The organism is Xenophilus azovorans DSM 13620, from assembly GCF_000745855.1.
GTDB lineage: Bacteria > Pseudomonadota > Gammaproteobacteria > Burkholderiales > Burkholderiaceae_C > Xenophilus > Xenophilus azovorans.
Genome location: NZ_JQKD01000011.1, coordinates 33,368 through 56,025 on the forward strand (window position 1 = coordinate 33,368; position 22,658 = coordinate 56,025).

24 protein-coding genes and 3 pseudogenes are annotated in these 22,658 nt (G+C 65.8%); 1 reads left to right on the forward strand and 26 read right to left on the reverse strand.

Annotation, left to right across the window (positions count from 1 at the left end; all coding sequences use genetic code 11):
- Positions 1 to 50: 50 nt before the first annotated feature.
- The 17 genes and pseudogenes from Q392_RS08010 to merT all read right to left on the reverse strand — a co-directional run bounded on the left by Q392_RS08010 (position 51) and on the right by merT (position 12,629).
- The gene (locus Q392_RS08010; RefSeq protein ID WP_038204362.1) at positions 51 to 2,330 is read right to left on the reverse strand and encodes a helicase-related protein; all 2,280 of its coding nucleotides are present in this window, start codon (positions 2,328 to 2,330) and stop codon (positions 51 to 53) included.
- A 136-nt stretch (positions 2,331 to 2,466) separates the two neighbouring features.
- On the reverse strand, positions 2,467 to 2,772 hold the full coding sequence (locus Q392_RS08015) for a hypothetical protein (protein WP_011804740.1): 306 nt from the start codon (positions 2,770 to 2,772) through the stop codon (positions 2,467 to 2,469).
- An 89-nt stretch (positions 2,773 to 2,861) separates the two neighbouring features.
- The gene (locus Q392_RS08020) at positions 2,862 to 3,182 is read right to left on the reverse strand and encodes a hypothetical protein (protein WP_003098896.1); all 321 of its coding nucleotides are present in this window, start codon (positions 3,180 to 3,182) and stop codon (positions 2,862 to 2,864) included.
- A gap of 50 nt (positions 3,183 to 3,232) precedes the next feature.
- Positions 3,233 to 4,366: a DUF6094 domain-containing protein gene (locus Q392_RS08025; protein ID WP_254917107.1), complete on the reverse strand. Its 1,134-nt coding sequence runs from the start codon at positions 4,364 to 4,366 to the stop codon at positions 3,233 to 3,235.
- 40 nt (positions 4,367 to 4,406) lie between these two features.
- A complete protein-coding gene (locus Q392_RS08030) occupies positions 4,407 to 5,054 on the reverse strand; it encodes a hypothetical protein (RefSeq protein ID WP_003098901.1) in 648 nt (215 codons plus the stop codon).
- A gap of 76 nt (positions 5,055 to 5,130) precedes the next feature.
- Complete coding sequence (locus Q392_RS08035; protein ID WP_003098905.1) at positions 5,131 to 5,391, reverse strand: hypothetical protein; 261 nt, start codon at positions 5,389 to 5,391, stop codon at positions 5,131 to 5,133.
- A gap of 16 nt (positions 5,392 to 5,407) precedes the next feature.
- Positions 5,408 to 5,815, reverse strand: coding sequence for a hypothetical protein (locus Q392_RS08040; protein ID WP_038204371.1), 408 nt, complete (start codon positions 5,813 to 5,815; stop codon positions 5,408 to 5,410).
- A gap of 106 nt (positions 5,816 to 5,921) precedes the next feature.
- A complete protein-coding gene (locus Q392_RS08045; protein ID WP_023108442.1) occupies positions 5,922 to 6,263 on the reverse strand; it encodes a hypothetical protein in 342 nt (113 codons plus the stop codon).
- A 92-nt stretch (positions 6,264 to 6,355) separates the two neighbouring features.
- A complete protein-coding gene (locus Q392_RS08050; RefSeq protein ID WP_038204375.1) occupies positions 6,356 to 7,045 on the reverse strand; it encodes a DUF3275 family protein in 690 nt (229 codons plus the stop codon).
- 56 nt (positions 7,046 to 7,101) lie between these two features.
- Positions 7,102 to 8,031 (reverse strand): DUF3577 domain-containing protein, encoded by a 930-nt coding sequence (locus tag Q392_RS08055; protein WP_011804694.1) that lies wholly within the window; start codon positions 8,029 to 8,031, stop codon positions 7,102 to 7,104.
- A 310-nt stretch (positions 8,032 to 8,341) separates the two neighbouring features.
- Positions 8,342 to 8,792: pseudogene (locus Q392_RS33845) on the reverse strand (XF1762 family protein).
- 141 nt (positions 8,793 to 8,933) lie between these two features.
- Positions 8,934 to 9,230 (reverse strand): annotated as a pseudogene (locus Q392_RS08065) (DUF3085 domain-containing protein); the annotation flags it as partial.
- Positions 9,231 to 9,263: 33 nt separating this feature from the next.
- Positions 9,264 to 9,782 (reverse strand): annotated as a pseudogene (locus Q392_RS34175) (Tn3 family transposase); the annotation flags it as partial.
- Positions 9,746 to 10,261, reverse strand: a complete 516-nt coding sequence (locus tag Q392_RS34180) for a Tn3 family transposase (RefSeq protein WP_003098931.1) — start codon at positions 10,259 to 10,261, stop codon at positions 9,746 to 9,748. The pseudogene Q392_RS34175 and the gene Q392_RS34180, both read right to left, overlap by 37 nt.
- Before the next feature lie 18 nt (positions 10,262 to 10,279).
- Positions 10,280 to 11,968, reverse strand: coding sequence for a mercury(II) reductase (merA, locus tag Q392_RS08075; RefSeq protein ID WP_003098932.1), 1,689 nt, complete (start codon positions 11,966 to 11,968; stop codon positions 10,280 to 10,282).
- Positions 11,969 to 11,978: 10 nt separating this feature from the next.
- Positions 11,979 to 12,266, reverse strand: a complete 288-nt coding sequence (gene merP, locus Q392_RS08080) for a mercury resistance system periplasmic binding protein MerP (protein WP_003116826.1) — start codon at positions 12,264 to 12,266, stop codon at positions 11,979 to 11,981.
- A 12-nt stretch (positions 12,267 to 12,278) separates the two neighbouring features.
- A complete protein-coding gene (merT, locus tag Q392_RS08085; protein WP_011804695.1) occupies positions 12,279 to 12,629 on the reverse strand; it encodes a mercuric ion transporter MerT in 351 nt (116 codons plus the stop codon).
- 71 nt (positions 12,630 to 12,700) lie between these two features.
- Between merT and merR the strand changes: the two genes are divergently transcribed.
- Positions 12,701 to 13,108 (forward strand): mercury resistance transcriptional regulator MerR, encoded by a 408-nt coding sequence (gene merR, locus Q392_RS08090; RefSeq protein WP_003098939.1) that lies wholly within the window; start codon positions 12,701 to 12,703, stop codon positions 13,106 to 13,108.
- A 261-nt stretch (positions 13,109 to 13,369) separates the two neighbouring features.
- Here the strand turns inward: merR and Q392_RS08095 are convergent, their stop codons facing one another.
- The 9 genes from Q392_RS08095 to Q392_RS08135 form a co-directional block, all read right to left on the reverse strand.
- Positions 13,370 to 14,194 (reverse strand): hypothetical protein, encoded by an 825-nt coding sequence (locus Q392_RS08095; protein WP_038204397.1) that lies wholly within the window; start codon positions 14,192 to 14,194, stop codon positions 13,370 to 13,372.
- A 288-nt stretch (positions 14,195 to 14,482) separates the two neighbouring features.
- Complete coding sequence (locus Q392_RS08100; protein WP_003116828.1) at positions 14,483 to 14,761, reverse strand: hypothetical protein; 279 nt, start codon at positions 14,759 to 14,761, stop codon at positions 14,483 to 14,485.
- Positions 14,762 to 14,858: 97 nt separating this feature from the next.
- Positions 14,859 to 15,596: a DUF5983 family protein gene (locus Q392_RS08105; RefSeq protein ID WP_003116829.1), complete on the reverse strand. Its 738-nt coding sequence runs from the start codon at positions 15,594 to 15,596 to the stop codon at positions 14,859 to 14,861.
- An 83-nt stretch (positions 15,597 to 15,679) separates the two neighbouring features.
- Positions 15,680 to 16,366: a hypothetical protein gene (locus Q392_RS08110; protein WP_003116830.1), complete on the reverse strand. Its 687-nt coding sequence runs from the start codon at positions 16,364 to 16,366 to the stop codon at positions 15,680 to 15,682.
- 182 nt (positions 16,367 to 16,548) lie between these two features.
- The gene (locus Q392_RS08115; protein ID WP_003050375.1) at positions 16,549 to 16,941 is read right to left on the reverse strand and encodes a hypothetical protein; all 393 of its coding nucleotides are present in this window, start codon (positions 16,939 to 16,941) and stop codon (positions 16,549 to 16,551) included.
- Between the two features lie 21 nt (positions 16,942 to 16,962).
- The gene (locus Q392_RS08120; RefSeq protein ID WP_003120032.1) at positions 16,963 to 17,184 is read right to left on the reverse strand and encodes a hypothetical protein; all 222 of its coding nucleotides are present in this window, start codon (positions 17,182 to 17,184) and stop codon (positions 16,963 to 16,965) included.
- A 333-nt stretch (positions 17,185 to 17,517) separates the two neighbouring features.
- A complete protein-coding gene (locus Q392_RS08125) occupies positions 17,518 to 18,075 on the reverse strand; it encodes a hypothetical protein (protein WP_038204404.1) in 558 nt (185 codons plus the stop codon).
- A 243-nt stretch (positions 18,076 to 18,318) separates the two neighbouring features.
- Entirely contained in the window at positions 18,319 to 19,929 is a 1,611-nt protein-coding gene (locus tag Q392_RS08130; protein WP_038204406.1) for a DNA cytosine methyltransferase, read from the reverse strand.
- A 531-nt stretch (positions 19,930 to 20,460) separates the two neighbouring features.
- Complete coding sequence (locus Q392_RS08135; protein WP_033962290.1) at positions 20,461 to 22,482, reverse strand: DNA topoisomerase III; 2,022 nt, start codon at positions 22,480 to 22,482, stop codon at positions 20,461 to 20,463.
- Positions 22,483 to 22,658: the final 176 nt, after the last annotated feature.

Genomic DNA, 22,658 nt, shown 5'->3' on the forward strand with positions numbered 1-22,658 from the left:
GGCGCTGAAAAAAAGCCGACGACCTCTCGGTCGTCGGCATTGCGTGAAGTTCAGGCGGCGACCAATTGCCGGGCCAGTGCGACCTCGACGGAATCACCGTCCTGGTTGAGTACATCCAGCCCGGATTCGGGCACGTCGCCCGAGGTGGACTGCGAGACCATGATCTTCTTGGCCATCAGCTCCAGGCAGGTCATCTGCGAGGAACCGGAGTAGCCGAGGTAGATCACGCGCACCGGCTGCTTCTGCCCGATGCGCCAGGAGCGGCGTGCCGCCTGCTGGAGCGAGTACACGTTGTAGCCCGACTGCATGAATACGATCGTCGGGAAGTCCAACAGGTCCAACCCCGTCTTGACCAATTCGGGATTGGTGATGAGCACGTCGATGCCACGATCCAGTTGCTCCGCAATCCAGTCTTCGCGACGGCTGGCATCCACGCTTGCGCGCAGCACCGCCACCCGAAAACCTTCCTGCTCCAGCAGCACCTTCAACCGGCTGGTCGTGTCGCGTGTGCCGGTATAGACCGTGTAGGCCAGGACCTTGCGGCCCTGGGCCTTCTCTTCCTTGCAGATCTCGATCTGCTCACGCTCCTTGGGGCTGATCTCGAACTCGTTGAACTGAGCCGGGACGAACGCCAAGGTGTTGCGCGTGCGCGGATGCACCACGGTTTCCGACCGGAAGCAGCAATCCGGCCAGGCCAGCAGCACGTTGAGCACCACCCCCAGCAAGGTCGTATCGCGTCGCGCCAGAGCCTGCTTCAACTCCGCGGTCAGCCGACCCGCCAGATCGCGGTAGGCCGCGGCTTGCGCCGTGTCCATTGCGACCTCACGGAACTCTTCGTCATACGGCGGAAGCACGTTGCCGCCGATGTCTCTGAGCTTCAGGAAGATCGTGAACGGCAGGATGCAGCGCAACACGCCCTTGGGGCCGAAGCCTGGGGCCTTGACCGTTCTGACACTGACTTTCGTGCCTTTCGCGGTCTTGTGCGCCGTGCCGGTGCTCTCGGAATAAATGTCCTTCAAGACACCGTGATCGCGCATGAACGCCATCGCGGCCGAGGTCATGCTGCCGCTCGTGGTCGGGCGGTAGCCGTCTTCGATCATCCGCCCGGGAAGGGCTCGGAACAGCAGGTAGAACAGATCGTCGCCGTAGCCGCCCATCAGCGTGCCGGTCAGCAGCAAGGTCTTGCGAGCCTTCGCTGCCAGCACGCCCATGGCCTGGCCTTGGGCACTGCCACCGTTCTTGTACTCGTGGGCCTCGTCGGCGATGAGCAGGTCGAACGTGCCTTGCGGCAGGTAGCGTTTGATGAACTCGGACGGCTGGTAGCCGCCCTCGCCAAAGCCAAACTCCATATTGGCCATAGCGCGTTCCATGCGCGTAGCCTGGCGGTCGGAAAACACCAGCTCGCCGTTGCCGTCCATGAGGTTGATGAACTCATGGATGTTGTCGCCCAGCATCGACGCCAGGAACCCGTCACCGAACTTCTGCATCAGCTTCTGCGCAGTGACTTGCCCGATGGTCGGGATGCGCTTCAAGGCTTTCAGCACGGCCGAGGACTGGTCGCTGCCGGACAGGCTGCGCGGGCGGATCAGCGTCCACAGGGGCGCGGCGCAATGGCTGCACTTCCTGCGGTACTCCTCGGCTTCGAGCGCGACCGGGTTGACCGGCTCGCCGTCGAGGTCGGTGATGACCGTGCCGCAGTCAGGGCACGCTGCCACGTCGCCATGGCGGGTGCGCCGCGTGGTGAAGACGGGCTTCCAGTGGAATCCCATCCGCATCCGCACGCGCCCCAGGACAAAGAACTCCTGGCCCGTGGGCTGCACACCCAACTGCTCGCGCAGCTTGATGAGTTTGACCAGCGTATCCGGGCCGTTGAGCACCCAGACCTTGGCGCCTGCCACCGTCTCCTGGATCTCACGCCGCCACTTGTAAACAAGGTGCGGCGGCGAAAGTACCAGGGTGCGGCAGTAGCCTTCGGCGTTGAGAACGGCGGCCGTGGCGATGCCAACGGTCGTCTTGCCGCAGCCCATTTCGCCATTGACGATCGCGGCGCGTTCGCCACGGTCGATCAGCAGCTCGGCGGCGGCATGGACGACTTCGGCCTGAGCCTGGAACAGCTTGCGCTTGAGGCTGGCGACGACGAGTTGGCGATGCGCCTGCGGTTGGCCGGTATAGACCGGCGGGTTGGCGCGGTTGAGCGAGTCGAGCAGTTCGTCGCCGAACTCACCGACGAAATCCTGAAGGCTCAGGGTCAGAGGGGATGATTCCGCGTCGAGCAGTTCGCCCTGTACGGGCGCGGCGTCAGCGGCAGTGGTTTCGAGATCGAGGGACATGGTGATGCTCCAATGAAAAATGGGGCATGCACCACCCCCAGCGGGGCAATGGCACGCCCCGTGGTGGGAAGTACATCGGCGCGCGGCCGAAGGTGGTTGAAGATGCTGGCCTGAGTGGCCTGCGGGTGAACCGTGCTCAGTCTTCGGACGGCAGCACGATGGCGGTGACACTGCGCCCCGCATCGGTGATGATGCGAATGGCGAGTCCCGGGTGGATCACATAGTGCGATTCCAGCGACGCGCCCGATTGAAGTGCAACGCCGTTGGCGTGCCATTGGTAGACGTTGACGTCACCCCAGTCGCCACGGGTGTGGCGCCTGAAGTACGGAATCGGGTCCAGGCGACCCGCGCGGACAAGGCGATCAATGCCTCGGCTGAAGATGAGCGCCCCGATGGGGAACGCCAGCCTCTGGCAGTAGGTTTCGATGCGATGCGATGCCATGGGCTCCTCCTTGAAAGGCTATTGAGCCACGACACCCCTGGCGGAGTGAAGTGGCTCCGTCAAGTGGATGGGATGACGAGGCGGCGCCTTCAGATCAGGTCGCGCTCTTCGGGAAGCTGGACCACCGTGGTCTGGTGGTCTTCGCTGGTCTTCACGAGCAACACCAGTTCCGGCGTGATCCGGTACTGGGAGATCATCAGGTTGTCCTGTTGGATTGCGACGTCGTTGGCTTGGCGGGTGGCCTCATCGATCTCGCCCCAGTCCCCGCGCACATGGCGCTGGACATAGGCCAAGGGGTCGATCAGGCCTCGCCGAGCCAGCCAATGCACCTTCTCGCTCAACTTCAACGTACTCGGTGCGAACAAGGGTTGCTTGCGCGGCGCAGGCCGCTTGAATGGATTGGGGAACATGGTGTTTCTCCTTCGAGGTGGTACAGCAGGACGGCAGCGCGTCCGGTGGATCAGCGGATGGTCAACACCTCGCCCCGTGTCGGGGAGCCAGGCGTCATGTCCCACGCGCGGATGACAGGCACGAACTTGTCGGTGAGGATGCGTGTCTCGGCGATGGAGCCGTCTTCGCGTTCGGTGAATTCCCGCTGGAGCGTCTTGTCCTTGTGGGTGTCACCTTTGACGACGAGCACGCGCCCCGTCTGGGAGCGCACGACGCCGGAGATCGCGCCCGCGGCCAGAGCCAGGGCGAGATGCCAGTGGGACAAGGCCCGCGCCGGTGGACGCAGCGACTGCTGCGCGGTCCCCAAGTGCGTGTCCAGCGACGGCCAAAGGCCTTGCAGCCGGCCAACCTCGTCGGCGAACTGTTCGGGCTCCATCGTCACGCGGAAGAAATGCTCCGGCTCGGCCGGACTGGCGGGGACGATGTACGGCAGGAACGGCCATTCGCTCGGCAGTTCCTCGGCTTCGACTTCGCCAAGCCCAACCTGCAGCAGCAGATTGCGCACGGCCTTGACGCCATCGGGTGCCAGCTCCCGCTGACGGACCCGGCGGCCGAAGATCACCACCTGCTTGAACTGCGTTTCCACCGCTCGGTAGATACGCAGATCGGTGTAGTGGCGCGTCAACCAGCCGACCAGCTCCGCGTCGAGCACGTAGCCGGGGACGATGAAGACCAGCACGCCGCCGTATTGCAACAGCGACAGCGAACGCTGATAGAACAGCTTTTCGAGGCGGGCACGGCCCTGGCCCTGATAGCCGATGTTGCCGTTGACGTCCTTGGACAGGTCGCCATACGGTGGATTCAGCCACAGTAGTCCGAAGGACTGCTTGGAGATCATCGTGTCCATCAGGTCCGCGTGCAGGCAGTGATCGACCAGGCCGCGGGCATGGCGCGCCCGCTCGGCGTCGAATTCGACGGCGAACGCCTTGGTCTGTTCGCGCCCGAGGGCATGAGAGGCTTCGGCGATTGCCACGCCTTCACCGGCGCAGGGATCGAGGATGCACATCGGCCCGTCGCTGGGCATCAGTGCGTTGAGGGCTCTTTCGAGCGTGGGTTCGTCGGTCGGGTAGTACCCATTTTTGGCGAAATTGCGGGCGAGCCGCGGGAACATGAGAGCCATGGAAGTCTCCTGGTTGGCGGGGATGAATGACGGAAGCACGCCAAGGCGTGCCTCCGAGGGTGGGTCAAGCCGCTACCGCTTCCGGCGTCCAAATCTTGGCCGGATAGGGATAGGCGGTGAGCGCGTCACTGCGGATCAGGGAGCCCAGCGCCAAGCTCAGCGCCGGCACGTCGATGGCGAGCCGATGGCCTTCCAGCGGCCCGAGGGCGAACGGAAGGCGGGCCAGCATCTCGCGGCTTTGCAGCAGTTCCAGCACGGTCTCGCGCCAGTGGTCGAGCAGCGGCAACGGGCAGGTGTCCCGCACCAGCATCCACAGGCGGTCAAGCCGGTGGGCGCTGTCACGTGGCAGCAGTGCCAATGCGCTGGCGTTGGCCTTGTCGGGCTTGACGCAGCGCCGGTCGAACAGCCACACGTTGGACAGCGAACCGAACAGCGTTCGCCGGTAGGCGCGCGTGATGCGCTTTTCCAGGCGATCGACGTTGCCGATGAATACCGGGACGCTGCCGCCCTGGTCGGTGATGACGTGGAACTGGTCCAGTCCCTGCTCGTCGCGCCCGAGGGTCAGGCGTGCAAGGAACTGCTGGACGGCGGTGTCCCGCGCCCAGATGGACAGGAAGATCAGGTTGCCCTGGTCATCGCCGACGCAGGCGTCGGCCATCACGTCCGGGCATTCGTCGATGCGGTACAGCGTGGAAGAAGTGTTTGCGGGCATGGTGGTGTCCTCGGATGAACGGGAACAGCACCGCCCGCTGGGGCAAGTACTGCCCCAGGGGGTGGAAGAAAACCGCTCAGTCCGGCTCGAACTGTTGGGTGTGCGGATTGAAGTGAAGCGCCTCGTCCACCGCGGTGATCGGCGTGAAGCCGTCCAGGTAGATGTTGTTGAGGTACTGGTCGCGGTAGGTCAGCGCCTGCCGTGCCTGCTCCTCGGTGAGGCCGTTGTCGATGAAGTACCCCAGCATTTCCTCGTCGGAGGAAACTTCGTCGTTGGACAAACTGCCTTCAACGAGCTTCAACAGCGAGAGCGGGAGTGCAGCCAGGATCGGGTCCATGTCGGTTCCTCCTGGCTCAGGCCAACAGCGCCGCGGCGGGTGCCGTGACAGCCGTGGGTGTGCGCCGCCGGGCGTGGTAGGCGCGAACGCCTGCACGCCAGTCGGCGGACTGCTCCGGTGCGAGGCCCAGATAGGACAGCGGGCACGAGTAATAGTACGGATGCATGGACTCTTCCAGCGGCTTGTAGCCCCACTGGTTGCCGCTGCGTTCCAGCAGATCGCAGCGGATGTAGCGCAGGGACTGGCCCGGCGCGAGATCACGATGCACACCTTCGACCTTGGCGGTCAGTTCGACCACGGACCACAGCACGTTGCCGCGCAATGCGTGAGCGATAACCTTCGCGCTGACGCGCTCGGTCTGCTGTGGTGCGATCAGTTCCGCGATCAGTTCAGACCGCGATTGGGGAGAGAAATACCAGCCCATGAGAGGCCTCCTCGAAAAGTTGAGCTGGAGGCCTCCCCGTGGGGAAGAACCCCCAGTGGGTGATGGAATGCCGCAGGTGCAGCGAAGGAAAACCTATGCCTTGGCCTTAGTCCCAGTCGTCATCGTCGCGATCACAACCGGCCGGGCAGCAGCCGAACTCGATCCCATGCGAGCAATAGCCATGCTCCGCATTCCAGTCCTGGGTTTCCTGCCGTTCGGCAGGTGTTGCGTAGTCCCATTCCTGGGCCGCGATTTCGAGAGCCTGAGCACGTTGCTCATCCGGCAAACGATTGGCCTGTGCGTCGATCGCCGAACTGAAGAGCGTCACGTAGTGGTCGTAGGACAAGCCGCAACCGCGCTGGGCGTGTGCGGCGGCCGCCTTGCAGAGTTCCCGCCACGCGGGTTCATCCAACGTTGAACGCGGGGTATCGCAAGCGATGGTGAACATAATGGGGACCTCCAGAAAATGGCCAGGGCCTCCCCCGCATGGGGAAGGAACCCCGGCAGGTGGATGAAGAACACCGCGCATGCGGCGTCTGCTCACGCAGCTTGTGGTTCGGCCTGGCGGCTCCACTCCTGCGTCTTGAAGTCCAGCGCGTAGCCCAGCTCGCCCAGGCGGGCGATCTGCGCGCGCAGGGTGCGGCGGTCGATGGTCGAATCCAGTTTCACGGACTCGCCCAGCGGCCACAGCAGGCCGAACAGCGCGGCGTCACCGTCTTCGGTGCTGCCGGGGGCAGCGGCCGCAGCAGGCGGTGGCGCATCCACGCCGAAGGGCGTGGTATCGACCAGCGGGTCCGCGGACGCCTGCACGGGTGCGGGCTTGGCAGGCCTGGATGCCTTGGCGGGCTTGGCCGGCGTTGCCGCAGGCTGCGCCCCTTGCTCTTCATCGAGCGGATCGACGTCCTGGGTGGCGAAGCTGCGGGCTTCGTCGCGGCTCAGTTTGTCGATGCCATTGAGCGTCATCCCGTCGAGGCTGGCGCGGATCTCGAACCGCATGCCGCCCCCGACCGGGTAGGACTTCGGAAAGATGTAGCTGATCACAAACTCCCCGTCGTATTTCCCTTCGGGGTACTGCTCCAGTTCCGGGTCTTTGACCTCGAACGTACCGAGGTGCGTCGCGAGGCGGCCGACCGTGAACGGGCCGTTCTTGCCGCGAATGGTGCGCAGCGTGAGCTGGCCGGGGACGACGATGGGCGCGACCGATTTCTCGGGTGCCGGTGTGGCTGCCATGATGGTTCTCCTTGAAGAATAGGAAAAAGCAAGGCCCCGTGAGGGGCCATGCCGGATCAGAACGAAGCAGCCAATGCCGGCTCCTGCTCCTCGACTTGCGCCTCGGGCTCGCGCTCGGCGGGCTCGGCAGGCTGGTCTGCAGCGGGGTCGGCAGCAGTGTCGATGGCTTCGTCGGCTTCGGACGCGGATGCGTCTTCGGCCGGCGACGCCTCGGCTTGCGCCTGGCTCGTCGGATAGACCTGGGTACCGTCGATCTTGATGAGACCGATGTGGACCAGCGTCGATTCCAGGCTTGCGGCCGGTTCCCCGGCGTGCTCGCCCTTGGTGCGGATGTACGGATCGATCTTCATGTCGTTCAGACGGAAGGCGATCAGGACCTTACGGTCCCCCTCGATGGCCTGGACGCACCGGCGAGCCAGATGCTCGGCTTCCGGGGTGGCGACGATGATGTCGAAGTACCGATACTCCGGTTCATCGACAGGCCCGGCCAGTGCTGCGACCGTGCAAGAGAGGAACGAGTCGCCAGCCTTCGGGGTGACGTCCTTCACACGATTGAGATAGCCGATGCCGCGGGTGATCAGCTCGTGCTGCTCGATCGAAGCCAGTTCGGCCCGGTCGATCAGTTCGGCCTTGAGCAGTCGCGCCTTGAGGGACGCGGCGGCCTGACCCTTCTGCTCACCCTTGTCGCGGATGTACGCATCGCCCCACAGGTCACCGAGGCGAAAGCGCACCAGCGGGCGCTGCTTGGGATCGTCAACGCCGATGTAGCGCTGAACGAGCTTCTTGGCCTCGGCTCCCGAGACCTTGACGTCGAAGTAGCGGTAGCTGGGGTCCCGGGCGGGGCCGACCAGCGCGGCGATGGTGCAAGCCAGGAAAGGCTGCGCACGGCGGCCGCCCCGGACGGGCACTTCACGGACACGCTGGATGTAGCCGATGCCCGAGGTGTGGAGGTCGAAATACGATTTCTCGTTGGACGTGGTGTTCATGGTGAATCTCCATTGGGATGAAGCGGAGACACACCGGCCCACGCATGCGGGGAAGGTGCGTGACCCCGCGGTGGGTTGATAAGGCGAAAGCATCCGCCACCAGAGGCTGGTGGCCGCTCGCGGAAGGATGCGGTGCGAGCTGGCTCGGTCACGCAGTGGGAACTGCGCCGCAACCTCGAAGACCGATGGTTGCCTGGCATGTCGCTGACGACGTCAGCAGGCATGGGGCCAGCATGGCGGGGCCTCGCGCGCGCGGCAGCAATCAATCGGCACCCGGGCGCTTCCCTTTGTCCGCGCCACCCGGCGCCTGTCACAGGCACTTGGCGCCGCGCAGGTGCTCGGGGGTATCGGCGCGCGGACGGCCGGGACGGCTCCAGGCGCCGCCACCGCGCGCGCCGATCAGCCGCCAGCCGGCGGCGCGCAGGCTGGCGCCACCTTCGTCGGGCATGGTGTAGGTGAGCAGGCGTATGTAGCCCAGCGCCCTTGCCGCCTGCCAGGCCGCGCCGTAGAGCTTGCTGCAGGCGCTGGGTGTGCCGTCGGTGCACAGCCGCGTGACTTCCAGCGTCCAGGTGCCGCGCGACCGGGCGGCCGACAATGGCCACGCCGTGGATCAGGTCGCTGTCGCTCAGCGTGACGGCCAGGGCGAACTTCGCGCCCTGGACCGGGCGGTGGTGGCGATGGTGCGACAGAACGAATGCATTGGCCGTGCGCAGCGACACCGGTAGGAGGTGCAGCCTCGGCGAGGTCGATGGCGTGTTCATGCGGTTGTCTCCGGTGGCATGCCGGCGTTGTGGCCGGCGGGGCGTGCCTCGGCGGCTGGAGACAAACGCGCACGCGCGGCGATGGCGGCGGTGCGAACAAAAGAAGGCCCCCGATGCGGGGGCTGCGAGGCGGTTGCCGCGTCAGGCGGGAGGCACCACTGCTAAGGACAGGTGCGTGGCGGTGGCGGAAAGCACGAGATCGTCCGCCGAGTGCTGGAGGCGCGTGAACAGGCCGTCCTTCGGGTCGAAATACTCCGCGAAGTCATCGCCGCCCAGCTCGCGGCCGGCGAGGTGCCACCAGTCATCGAACGGGTCGGTGTCCGGGTTGCATCCGACGGCGTAGGCGAGCAGTGCCTGGCGCCCATCCGGGCGACGCTCCCCACGCTCGGCGAGGAAGTACACGCCCTGATCCTTGACCAGGACAATGCGGCACTGATTGGGGACGTCTCAGAAAACGGAAAAAATCGTACGCTAAGCCGGTTGCAGCGGTCGTAGCGGCCTGAACTTGCCCGCGCCGATCTTGGCGCTGCTGCGCCAGAGGTAATCGCCGGTCAGGTTGATGTGCTCCCAGCCCAGCGGCGACAGGTACTGCAACAGGGCGTCATCGACAGTCTGGCCGTGACCGCGTAAGGCGTTTGAGGCCCGTTCCAGATAGACCGTGTTCCACAACACTATGGCCGCCGTCACCAGGTTGAGGCCGCTGGCCCGGTAGCGCTGCTGCTCGAAACTGCGGTCGCGGATTTCGCCCAGCCGGTTGAAGAACACGGCGCGGGCTAGCGCGTTGCGGGCTTCGCCCTTGTTCAGTCCGGCATGCACGCGGCGGCGCAGCTCGACGCTTTGCAGCCAGTCCAGGATGAACAGCGTTCGCTCGATGCGGCCCAGCTCGCGCAGCGCCACGGCCAGGCCGTTCTGGCGCGGGTAGCTGCCGAGTTTCCTGAGCATCAGCGAGGCCGTCACCGTGCCCTGCTTGATCGAGGTGGCCAGCCGCACCTTGGCGTTGATCGCCTTGCCGGACGCCTGGAACTGCTGCTGATGCTTGTGCTTGGCAGCGTTGAACAGCTTGCCCAGGATGCGGTCGTGCAGGTCGATGATTTCGTCGGTGACGGTGGCCATGCCCTCGATGGCGAGCGCACCAGGGTCGCGTAGCGGCGCTGTGCCTCGAACTTGGCCAGATCGGCGGGCGTCATCTGGCCGCCTTCGCGGGCGATCTTGAGCAGGCGGTTCTGGTGCACCGACCGCTCGATGCCGGAAGGCAGGTCGAGCGCCTGCCAGGCTTTGAGGCGCTCGATGTGTTCGAGTATGTGGCGCGAGTTCGGCTTGACGGGCGACTGGCGCAGCCAGGCCAGCCAGGTCGTCTTGCCGTTGTCGTGGCGCTTGAGCAGATCGTCGAGGCGGTGCCGGTGGGTGGCCGACAGGGGATCGGACAAGGCCGCGTAGATGCGGCGGTTGGCGCGGCTGTAGGCGTTCATCGAACACCTCCCTTTTCCTCATCCGGCGCAACAGGACAGTTGCTTCACGTCCTTGTTGAAGGTCTGCGCCGCGAGCTTCAGTCCCTCGACCATGGTCAGGTAGGGGAACAACTGGTCGGCCAGCTCCTGCACGGTCATCCGGTGGCGGATCGCCAGCGCGGCCGTCTGGATCAGTTCGCCCGCTTCTGGCGCGACCGCCTGTACGCCGATCAGCCGCCCTGAGCCAGCTTCCGCCACCAGCTTGATGAAGCCGCGCGTGTCGAAGTTGGCGAGCGCCCTCGGCACGTTGTCGAGCGTCAGCAGCCGGCTGTCGGTCTCGATGCCGTCGTGGTGCGCTTCCGCCTCGCTGTAGCCCACGGTCGCCACCTGCGGATCGGTGAACACCACCGCCGGCATCGCCGTCAGGTCCAGCGCCGCGTCGCCGCCGGTCATGTTGATCGCGGCGCGCGTGCCGGCCGCCGCCGCCACATAGACGAACTGCGGCTGGTCGGTGCAGTCGCCGGCAGCAAAGATGTGCGGTGCGCTCGTGCGCATGGCGCGGTCGATGACGATGGCTCCCTGCGCATTGACTTCGACGCCTGCCGCTTCAAGGTTCAGGCTGCGCGTGTTCGGCGCGCGACCGGTGGCGACCAGCAGCTTGTCGGCGCGCACTTCCCCCTGCCCGGTGGTGAGCACGAATTCCCCGCCCGCATAGGCAACGTGGCTCGCCTGGGTGTGGTCCAGCACCTCGATGCCCTCGGCGCGGAAGGCGTCTGTTACGGCTTCCCCGATGGCCGGGTCTTCTCGGAAGAACAGCGTGCTGCGCGCCAGGATCGTGACCTGGCTGCCCAGCCGGGCGAAGGCTTGCGCCAACTCGACCGCCACCACGGAGGAACCAATCACGGCCAGCCGCTCGGGGAGCGAGCTGCTTTCCAGCGCCTCGGTGGAGGTCCAGTGGGGTGTGTCCGCAAGGCCCGGGATTGGCGGAAGCGCCGGGCTCGCGCCGGTGGCAATCAGGCAGCGGTCGAAGTTCACCTCGTGCGTGCCGCCGTCAGCGGTCGCCACGGTCAGCGTGCGCGTGTCCCTGAACCGGGCCTCGCCGCGCAGCACGGTGATGGCCGGAGTGCTTGCCAGGATGCCTTCGTACTTGGCATGGCGCAGCTCCTCGACGCGGCCTTGTTGCTGGGCCAGCAGCCGCTCGCGCAGTACAGCGGGCGCTGCGGCCGGCAGGCCAGCATCGAACGGGCTTTCGCGGCGCAGGTGGACGATGTGCGCGGCGCGGATCATGATCTTGGACGGCACGCAGCCGACATTGACGCAGGTGCCGCCGATGGTGCCGCGCTCGATCAGCGTGACGCGGGCGCCTTGCTCCACGGCCTTCAAGGCAGCCGCCATCGCCGCGCCGCCGCTGCCTATCACAGCCACGTGCAGCGCTTGTTCACCGCCAACATGCTTCGTTTCGCCACCGAGCCAGCCCAGCGCCTTGTCTAGCAGGCCGGCAGGCTTGTTCGGCGTGTCGGTAAGCCGTGCGCGATAGCCGAGCGTGGCCACTGCGGCAACCAGCGGGGCCACGCTCACGCCTGCATCCGCCTCGATTTCGGCCTGCCGCTGCGGATAGGACACCGAGGCCGCGCGCACGCCGGGCACGTTCGTCAAAGCCTGCTGGACGTGCTCGGCGCACGACGTGCAGGTCATGCCTTCGATGTGGAGGGTGATCGCCTCGGCCATGATTACGCCCTCACTGCTTGACGCTGGACGGGTAACCCGCGTTTGCGGTGGCCTTGGTCAAGGCGTCGGCATTGGTCTTGGCCTCGTCGAAGGTGACGACGGCCTCCCGCTTCTCGAAGCTGACTTCGGCCTTCTCGACGCCGGCGACCTTGGACAGAGCCGTCTTGACCGTGATCGGGCACGCGGCGCAGGTCATGCCGGGCACCGACAGGGTGACGGTCTTGGTGGCAGCCCAGGCGGGCGCGCTTAGAGCGGCGGCCAGGGCGATGAGGGTGGTGAGGGTGGTGAGTTTCTTCATGGTGATCTCCTTTCAGTAGAACAGCGGCAGGACGTAGGGAAACGCGAGGGCAACCAGAACCAGGGCGGCCACGATCCAGAAGATCACCTTGTAGGCAGTCCGCACTTGGGGCACAGCGCAAACGTCGCCGGGCTTGCAGGCATGGGCTGGTCGGAAGATGCTGCGCCAGGCGAAGAACAGCGCGATGAGCGCTGCGCCGATGAAGATCGGCCGATACGGCTCCAGCACGGTCAGGTTGCCGATCCACGCGCCAGAGAAGCCGAGCGCGACCAGGACAAGGGGGCCGAGGCAGCAGGCCGAGGCGAGGACGGCCGCGACGCCGCCGGTCGCCAGTGCGCCGCGGCCGTTCTTGGGTTCCGACATAAGGTTCTCCTTCCGGGACTTCGCTTGATGCTGTAACGTTACTTCCGTAGTCAACTACGGAGTCAAGCGCCATGGAGAACGCTCAAGAGAATCTGACCATCGGGGCCTTCGCCAAGGCAGCCCGGGTCAACGTGGAGACGATCCGCTTCTATCAGCTCAAGGGCTTGCTACCCCAGCCGGAGCGGCCCTACGGTCGCATCCGCCGCTACGGGCAGGCGGACGTGGCGCGGGTGAAGTTCGTGAAGTCAGCCCAGCGCCTGGGATTCAGCCTGGATGAAGTCGGCCAGCTCCTGAAACTGGAGGACGGCACCCATTGCAGCGAGGCGGCCGAACTGGCTGCTCACCGGCTGGCCGATGTGCGCGCACGCATGGCGGACCTCACGCGGATGGAAGAGGCCCTGTCGACGCTAGTGAGAGAGTGCAACGCGCACCATGGCAATGTTTCCTGCCCGTTGATCGCAGCTTTGCATTGCTGCTAAAGGGCCCACTTCGGCTCTTAGCGTACGATTTTTTTCCGTTTTCTGAGACGACCCCTGATTGGCGATGGCTTCGGTCAGCACGGGGCGCAGGTCAGCGCCTTTGAATCGCAGTGACATGGATGAAATCTCCTGTGTGGAAGAATGAGAAAGGCCTCCATCCGATGGGATGAAGGGCCTGTAGTGCACGCGGCCGGAACGGCTGGAACGCCGTGGCGGATGCCTCGGGTCAGCCGCAGGACCGCCTGGTTTCGCTGCGGGGCGTCATGCCGGGACGGCCTGGCGCTTGCGGGCCGCTTTCGCGTCGAGGATGCTCACGTCGATCTGGCGCCAGCGCCCGTCGTCGATGAGCCTCTCCAGCACTTCGCCGAGCATGTCGAAATACACCTCGTCGTGCCGATCGACCAGTTCGACCGATTCACCGTTCTGACGGTGCAGTTCCACCACGTAGGTGTCTCCGCCGCGGTCGTAGAGGTTCGTCACCCGGCCCTCGAACTTCGCGGTCGAGACCGTGAAGCTGATCGCCGGCGGGGTCTCGATGATCTTGGAGGGCGTGGGATCGACCCAGGTGAAGTCGCGGGCACCGGCATCCACCAGCATGTGGGTGATGCGCCGGAAGCGATCGGGGGCCGGCATCTCCTCCAACTGCTCGATGAGCTGGCCCAACTCCATGCACTGCGGCGTGGGAATGGGCAGCTTGGCCGGCGCCGAGCCGAGGATGTGCCTCGTGATGGTGTACGGCGTGCCGTCCGAAGTCTCCTCGGTGATGACCTCCGGCGTGTCCGCGCGCAGTCCGTCGAAGCGACGACGGGCATAGGGTTGGACATGCACCTTGGCGCCTTCGGCAGGAACCGTGGTCACCAGGCTGGGATCGAGCACCGCGAACTCGGAAGGCTTGAGCTTGACGACGATGGCATCGTCGGTCGCGGCGACCACCTTGCCGTCGAAGGGTTGGGGGTCGATGGCGAAGCCCAGCGTTGAGGACAGCGGCTGATCATCGAACACGCGGTACTTGAACGACCGCACGTTGCGGGGCACATGGCCTGCGACCAGCGAAGGCATCATGGATTTGATGAGGGAACGATCCATGGGGAAACTCCTTGAGGAAAAACAAGGGATTCCCCGCCCGCAAGGGAGAGGTCCCTTGTGGGTGGCGTGGATGGACGCGGTAGGTCCGTAGGAAGAAACGACCAGCACGGTTTCCCGCGCTTGCAGCCTCGAAGGTCTCGACTGCCTGGGCATGTGCCGGCAACGCCGACGAACATGGGGCAAGCATGGCCCTGGGGCGGTCTGCCTGCCCGCAGGAAACGGCACCGCACCACAACCGTTTTCCTGTGCTGCGGGCAAGAAAAAGCCCCTCGAAAGGGGCTGGAGGAATCAGGCTTGGTACACGAAGTAGTGCTCGCGCTGACGCGGAAAGAACACGTGTTTCCACGTGTCGCCGCTTGTGTTGCCACCGTCGAAGACGACCATTTCGTAGTCGTCCACGTCGGTGTCCACCAGGTCGGCGCTGGCGATATGGCGCATGTGCAGCGTGCCGCTCATGCGCTCGAATACCAGGATCTGGCCGATGGCATCTTCCTGGCTCATGGCGTTGACGCAGGCTCCGAGTTGGTGCTCGAAGTCGGATGCGGGTGTGATGAGGTCGGGGAACATGGGATCGCTCCTGTGAAAGTGCGCCGGCCCGGCTCTCTGGCGGGAGACCGGGCCGGCATGCGGTGAGGACAAGGAAGGCCGGGGATGTGTGTGGCAGCTATTCGCCGGCCAGCGATAGGCCCGGCAACACGGGTGCGTCGGCATCGAGGATGAGGATGCGCACGTCGGCCTGGCCGGCCAGTTCAAGGATCTGTGCCAGCTCGTCCGGCATGCCCTTGCTGCGGTGCTCCTGCCGAAGCTGCTCGGCGGCGATCCCCTCGACGTCCTGCAGGTGCTGGTCCGTCCAGGGCGTGGAGATCAGCTTGACGCCGATCGCCGGGCTGTAGGGAATCCGGAACGCGATGAACAAAAAGGCCTCCGGCGTCGCGAGGTCAGCCAGGTTGGCCAGGTACTGGCCGGTTTCGCGGCTGATGTGCGCGCTGCTGATTTCCCAGCACCGGCTGTAGTAGCCGGTCTCGAAGCTCAACCGCTGCACGACTTCCCGTGCGGCCTCGGCCGAATAGGTGTCGCCAATGTGGACGGGGCGGCCGTCGAAGTCGTCGCCGTGGATCGCGTACACCACGGCACCCACCATGCCTTCGCCGCTGCCCCCTTCAGCCGCGTCGCATTCGGCGATCAGTGCGGCGCCGACAGGTTCGGTGCCAGTCCTGACCACCGCGAAGTCGCTGGTGATGATGCAAGGAGAAGAAACCAGCGCCGCGTCGCAGAGGTGCTGCTGGCTCGGGTGGATGTTTCGCCAGACATGCGGGCTTCCGTCCTCGTAGCTGATGGACAGCGTGCGGACGATTTTCAGATTCCAGTAGCCGCGTAGAAAGGGATTGGGATTCTGGGACATGGGATTTCTCCAACAGAATAATGATGGAGCAAATCCCCGCCACCGGGAATTGACCCCGGTGGGTGGAAAGAAAGGAAACAGCGTCAGGTGACGCTGATCGTTGGCGTTTGGGCCAATCGCTCGGCGACGCGCCGGCGCAAATTCATGCGGAATGGCTCGTCGCTGACGCCCGCCAGCAGATTGATGGTCTCCAGCGCGATCAGGGCCGAAGCCTCTTCGATGTCGGCGGCCACAATGGTCTTGCGCAATTGGTCGCCGAGCTGGAGGGCCTGGGAGGAGGAGCTGATGAAGCGGACCTCGCGGCTCAGGTAGCAGCCGTTGCCGCCGAACTCGAACAGCCGCGGCTTGCTGCAGTACCAGCAGCCCTCGAACTGGATGGCGGTCAGGTGGTGCCCGTCATCGAACCGGGTGGCGATCAGAAACAATGCGTCGAGATCGGCGGTGTCCTCGAACGAATGACGGTCGATCAAGTTCCCCAGCTCTTCGTCCTCATCGGCACGGAAGTGCACGGCGAGCAGTTCGAGCAGCGGCGGGATCGACAGCCCTTCGTCGTCCGGCATCGGAATACCGAGTTGCGTGGCCAGGTCTTCCAGGCCATCGAGCACGTCCGGCCATTGCGGATTGGTGGTCTCGGCGATCTGGGCGATGTAGGCCTGCCCGTTGCCGGGGTGGCTCTCGTCCAGCGCGAAGGCGCCGAACAGCGCCTGGATGACGGGCGTCACACGGTCGAGCACGAGAACGCCGGTGGCTTCGTAGTAGTTGTTGGCCATGAAGGCTCCTTTCGATGAATGAACGGAGCCAGCCCTTGCGGACGATGGCATCCGCAGGGGAAACCGCCTGATGCCGGATGGCGCTGGGCGGGGAGAAAACGCGAGGGACATGGCCTCGAACGAGGCGCATGTCCCTCATGGGGTCCCGTGAACGCAGTGATGAAGGTGTGCCAGGGACCGGCTCACCAACCGCTGTAGTTCAGCAGCAGGTCGGCGATCACCTGGCGACGTGGCAGATCGAGGCCGTCGAAGTCCGACAACCCGTTGAAGTGGCAGCGCTTGAGCATGGCACCGCCCTCGCGCGCGTTGTAGAAGCTGACCATCGCGGACAGGAACATGCGTTCCCCGCTGCTCAGGACGCCGAGGGCGTCGTTGAGGCGCAGCATGTCGGGACGCAGATCCCACTTGCTCTTGGCCTGGTTCAGACCTTCACGGGTGCCATCGCCAAACCATTGCGGGCCGGCGATCTCGACACCACGCTTCCATGCCTCGAAAAAGGCTTGGGGCGCGGCGCTGAAATGCCGTTCTTCCCGAACGATCTGATCGACGACTTCCTGTGGCAGTAGCTGGTTCATGACGTGATTCCTCCAGTTGGATCAGGGAATGGCGAGCTGGGACCAGCCGCCTCTTTCGAGGGCACGTTGAGCCGCGGCATGGCTGCGGAAGTACTCACGAGATTCCCGCGAGACGGGACCTTCGGTATCGCGCGTGCCGATGTAGTGGCCGGCGGCGCTGTGCAGGACTTCGAGCGGCAGGAACTTGCCGCAGTAGGTCAAGGCCAATTGACCGAATCGGCCGAAAGAGGCTTGCTGGGACATGGATGGGCTCCTTGGAAAAGCGGGGCCCTGTCCCTCACGGGATGGCAGCTCCCGCACGCGGTTGAAAAAAAGCATCAGCGTCTTGGGGACGCGCGTCCGCGCAATGGATGCGATGCGGACTGGTGGGTTGCGCGGAGAGAACCCCGCGGCAGCCTGAAACCCTGGCTGCTGGCATGTGCTGACGAATCAGCGAACATGCGGACAGCTTCGTGAGGGTGCCGCGCCACGTCAGTTGGAAATCGGCATCTGGTCCAGCCCCGATTGATGTGCGCAGGGACAAAGAAAAGCCCCGCAACGAGTGCGGGGCGGTCATGACGGTGCGGTGAGGCTGGATCAGCGGGGCTTGTCGCCCAGGACATGCTGCTTCCAGATGGCGAATGCCTCGTCCGCTGGCAGCTCGGCCAGGATGACGATGGGCTGGTCCTGTCGGCTGCGCAGCTTTGCGAAATATGCCGCGCGTTCGGCAATGGCCTTGAGCTTGATGCCCTTGAGGAACAGCAGCCGGCCGTCCTTGATGAACAGCACCTTGTTGCCGATGTCGCGGTGGAACGCGGTGCGCAGCTTGCGCTCTGCGTGCATGGCATCGGCCAACTGGTCCACGAGGAAGTCGAGCGTCATGTCGATGAGAAGTGGCTCGTCGTCCTCGCGCTCGACGTCGAGCGATGCCGGCGGCAGGCTCTTGGCAAATTCCTCGGCTTGGGCCAGCAGCGCGGCCTGGCCTTGCAACGCGCGCACGAACGTCGAGCCGCCGTGTCCGTCATTGCGGGCTTCGGCGATGGGCCTGCCGTCGAACATGACGGTGGCGGTGAAGCACAGCGTTTCCTCGCTCGCGAAATCCGCGACCTTGAGGTTCTTGAGCGTGATGCGGTCTTGTCGGGTGATGGTGTCCATGGAAAGTCCTGATATCGACCGGGTTGACGACACGCCCCTGACGGGACGCGGCATACATCCCGTGGGTTGGAGGAAGGTGGCATCGATGCCCGGTGGGCAGCGTTCGCCGGAGAGATGCCGGGGCGAACTGGCGGGTGGCGTGGGAGGAACCCACGGCAGCCTTGACACCCTGGCTGCTGGCTGTTGCCGATGCGTCGGCAATGCAGGAGGGAGGATCACGCGGCCCGCCGGCCGCGTCGTGCATCAATCCGAAGCGCTCGATCCCGTCTTGTGCAGGCACTGCACCAGCCGCTGGCCCAGCCACGCGACGCACGGCACGGCCATGGAGTTGCCGATCGCCTTGTAGCGCGGCGCGTCGGCGGAGGGCCTGCCGCGGTACGGCACCAGCGTGTAGTCGTCGGGCATGCCTTGAAGCCGCTCGCATTCGACCGGCATCAGCCGACGCACCCGCCACTGCGACCAGTCGCCCGGACCGGGGTTATTCCAGTCGTAGCGGAAATGTGCCTCGAAGTCCGGTGCCAGCACATGGGGCTTGTCGGCACCGCCGCTGCTGGTGCGCAGCGCGGTCGAGACGCCATCGCCCAGTTCAGCGGCCAGGCCTTCGGTGCGACCGCGCAGCGCCACGCCGATCACCATCGGCCGGCCTTGGCCCGGCTTGCCGCCACCCGTGGAGAGCGTCCCGGCAAGCTGGCCGTGGCCGGATTCCAGCCGCAGCTCGCCGCGCGAGTTCTGCGCGAACGCGATGGCCGGCACCACGCCGGCGTTCGCGTGGCTGAGGCGATGTCTGCCGGCACGCAGCGTCGGTGCATGGTTCGTCGTCGCATCCGCCCCGCAGCCCTGTGCGGTGAAGGCAATGATCGGCACACCCTTGCCGGTGCCGTCCTCGCTGCAGCCCTTGCCGCCGTTGGCGGTGCTGAGCGTGTGGCTGATGCTGCCCGCGATGGACTGCGCCACGAAGGTCTCGACCTCGAAGTCGTTCTTCGGGCCGGGCGCCGCGGTCAGGCAGGCCGCGACGTCGATGGGTCCTGCGGTGTTGCCCCCGCCGAATCCGAACGTCACCGTGGCCTTGCCGTAGGGCTGCTTCAGTCCTGCATATCCCGAGTACCAGCCTGCTGCCGCAGCGCCCGATCCAGCAGCGCCGGCAGCGTCTTGCCACGGCGCGAAGCCCGGCGAAGAATCCCCGCGCAGGCCTGGGCGCTCAAAAAGTACCTCGGCGGGATCGACGCCACCTCCACCACTTGCCACAAGAAACACGCGACGGCGCCGTTGGGCGACGCCGAAATATTGAGCATCGAGCAAGCGCCAGGCGATGCGGCGCCGGGGTCCAGACACACAACCTGCGTGCGCCCATTTTTGCCCTGGCGGTTCGAGCGCACGGCTTTCGCCGGCCAGTGCGCCCAGGAAGTGTCCGAAGGCGTTGCTGCAGTCGCTGAGGACGCCGGGGACGTTTTCCCAGACGAGCGTTGCCGGCGGGCGGCGGTCTTGGCGGCGGGTTTGGTCGATGGCATTTGCAAGCTCCACATAGGCAAGGGTCAGGGCGCCGCGCGGGTCAGCCAGGCCACGGCGGGCGCCGGCCACGCTGAACGACTGGCACGGCGTGCCGCCGACCAGGAGGTCTGGCGCGGGCACGGTGCCGGCGCGGACCTGGCGGGCGATCGTGGTCATGTCGCCCAGGTTGGGCACGAGGGGGTTACGGTGGGCGAGCACGGCGCTCGGGAACGGCTCGATCTCGGCGAACCACGCGGCTTCGAGGCCGAGCGGTTGCCAAGCGAGGCTCACGGCCTCGATGCCGCTGCAGACGCTGCCGTAGAGCAGCGGCGTGTTGCGTGGCGGTGCGCAAAGTTTCGGGTGCATGTCGGTCTCCTGTTCGTATGGCGCAGGGCCATCGCCCTGGCCGGGGCGTTGAAAGGCAGGAGAAAGGCGCCGAAGGCCCCAGGGGCCTTCGGCTCGGGAGGAAAGAAGAACCACCCGTGGGCTGATTGGCAGGCCCGGTCGTCGCTAGAACCGTCTGCTCATCCAGCAATCACACCCGGCCCATGTCGTGGCTGGGGCCGGCATCGTCTGGCGCACATCCGCGCACAAAGGGAGCCCGTTTTTGCGCCGGCGGGCACCGGCACCGAATACCGCTGACCACGAAGGGTCTCCGGGTGGCTCGCACAGGCAAGCCATCGGGGGACCCTTCGCAGCGTGCGGAAGAGATGCGGACGGGGAGAACGCGCGGGGTGCGGTTCGCGGAGAAGCTACCTTCAGGTCCCGCGGCCGGGGGCGGCTGAACGGGACGCGCACACGGACAAGAAGGCGTTGCGCGCTGGGCGTCCCGCAGGGCATGCGGAACACGGGCCACGCCGCCGATGGCGGGCACGGCTCACGGGGAACGGGGGTCGGTCAGGAGCCTTTGCGGCCGCTCTTGCGTGGGCGCGAGGCACCACGCTTGGACGTGCCGGTTTCGACCGGCAGCGTGCCTTTGCAGTCGGGATAGCGACTGCACGACCAGAACGGGCCGCTCTTGCCGGTGCGTTGGCGCGTGGGCGCGCCACACTGCGGACAAGCCGGTCCTTGGGGCACCTTGATGGACAGGGACGTGCTGCCGTACTGCGCGATCAACTGCGAAATCCATGCAGCCTGCTTGCCGATGAACACATCCAGGGTGAGTTGTCCGGCCTCGATCATGTCCAGCGCCTGTTCCCAGACGGCGGTGGTGCCGGGGTCGGCAATCGCCGCGGGCACGGCGTCTATCAGCGTGAGCGCCGCATCCGATGCGCGGATGGAGCGTCCCTTCTTCACGATGTAGCCGCGGGCGATCAGCCCGCTGATGATGTTGGCCCGGGTCGCCTCGGTGCCGATGCCCGTCGTGTCCTTGAGCTTCTGCTTCAGGCGCGGGTCGGTCACGAAACGCGCAACGCCCTTCATCGCCTTGACCAGTTCGCCCTGGGTATAGGGCTTGGGCGGCATCGTCTTGAGGGCCTTGATGTCGGCCCCGGCGACCTGACATGCCATCCCGTCGCGCAATGCGGGCAGCACCTGGCTGCGCGGGGCATCGCCGTCCTCGTCGGCGCTGCCTTCACGTTCTGGCTCGGCCAGCACCAGGAGCCAGCCCTTGACGACGACCTGCTTGCCCGTGGCCACCAGCTTCTGCTGGCCGCAGGAGAGGTCCGCCACGGTGCGGTCGAACTCGTGGTGCGGGAGGAACTGGGCCAGGTAATGCGCCCGGATCAGCCGGTACACCGCCTGCTCCTTCTCGCTCATGGCGGAGAGGTTCGCGGGTTCGAGCGTCGGGATGATGCCGTGGTGCGCCGTCACCTTGCTGTCGTTCCAGGCGCGCGAGCGCTGGGCGCGGTCGAGCTGGCCCATGATCGGGGCCAGCGTGGGATCGGTCTTGAGCAGGCTGTCCAGGACCGTGGGCACCTCGGCGAACATGCTTTCGGGCAGGTAGCCCGAATCCGAGCGCGGGTACGTCGTGGCCTTGTGCGTCTCGTACAGAGCCTGGGCGATCTCCAAGGTTTCCTGCACGTCCAGCCCAAGCTGCTTGGAACAGACTTCCTGCAAGGTGCCCAGGTCGAACAGCAGCGGCGGGCCTTCGCGCACGCGCTCGGTCTCGACCGACACCACCTGGGCACTGCCCGCGGCGCGGATCTGTTGCGCGGCCTGCTGTGCGACGGGCTGCTGCAGGCAGCGGCCGGCGTCGTCGGTGCTGGCGTCGGGTGCCACCCACTGCGCGGTGAACGTCTGACCGCCTGCGGACAGGGACACGTCGATGGCCCAGTACGGCACGGACACGAAGGCCGCGATCTCTCGGTCGCGGTCCACCACGAGTTTGAGCGTCGGGGTCTGTACACGCCCGACCGACAGCACGCCGTCGTAGCCGGCCTGCCGCCCGAGCACGGTGAACAGCCGGCTGAGGTTCATGCCGACGAGCCAGTCGGCGCGCGAGCGCGCCAGCGCCGAGTAATACATCGGCAGCGTCTCGGCCGAGGGCCGCAGCTTGGCGAGCGCGGTGCGGATGGACGCATCGTTGAGCGCCGACAGCCACAGGCGTGCTATGGGGCCGCGGTATCCGCACAGGTCGATGATCTCGCGGGCGATCAGTTCACCCTCGCGGTCGGCATCGGTGGCAATGACGAGATGGGTCGCCTTCGCCAGAAGCGTTTTGACGACCTTGAATTGCGTGGCGGTCTGCGGTTTGACCTCGACCCGCCACTGCTGAGGGATGATGGGCAACTGCTCCAACGACCAGCGCTTGAGCGCCGCGTCATAGACCTCGGGTGCTGCCGCTTCGACGAGATGGCCGATGCACCAGGTGACCGTGACGCCGGAGCCGTTGAGGCAGCCTTCACCGCGCTGCGTGGCGCCGAGAATCCGGCCGATGTCTTTGCCCTGGGAGGGCTTCTCGCACAGAAACAGCCGCATGTCCGTCCATCCGCTTCCCGTTGTTCATGGAGTTGCTGGGATCGAGGATGCCGAGCGCCTGTTGGGGCAGCAGCAAACAAGCTGCATGCGGCAGCGACCGCTTTCACGAGATGGGATGGCTGAGGCGGGGATGGCGTGCGGCCGGCGATGTGCGAGTCGGGAGCCGCGATGTTCGG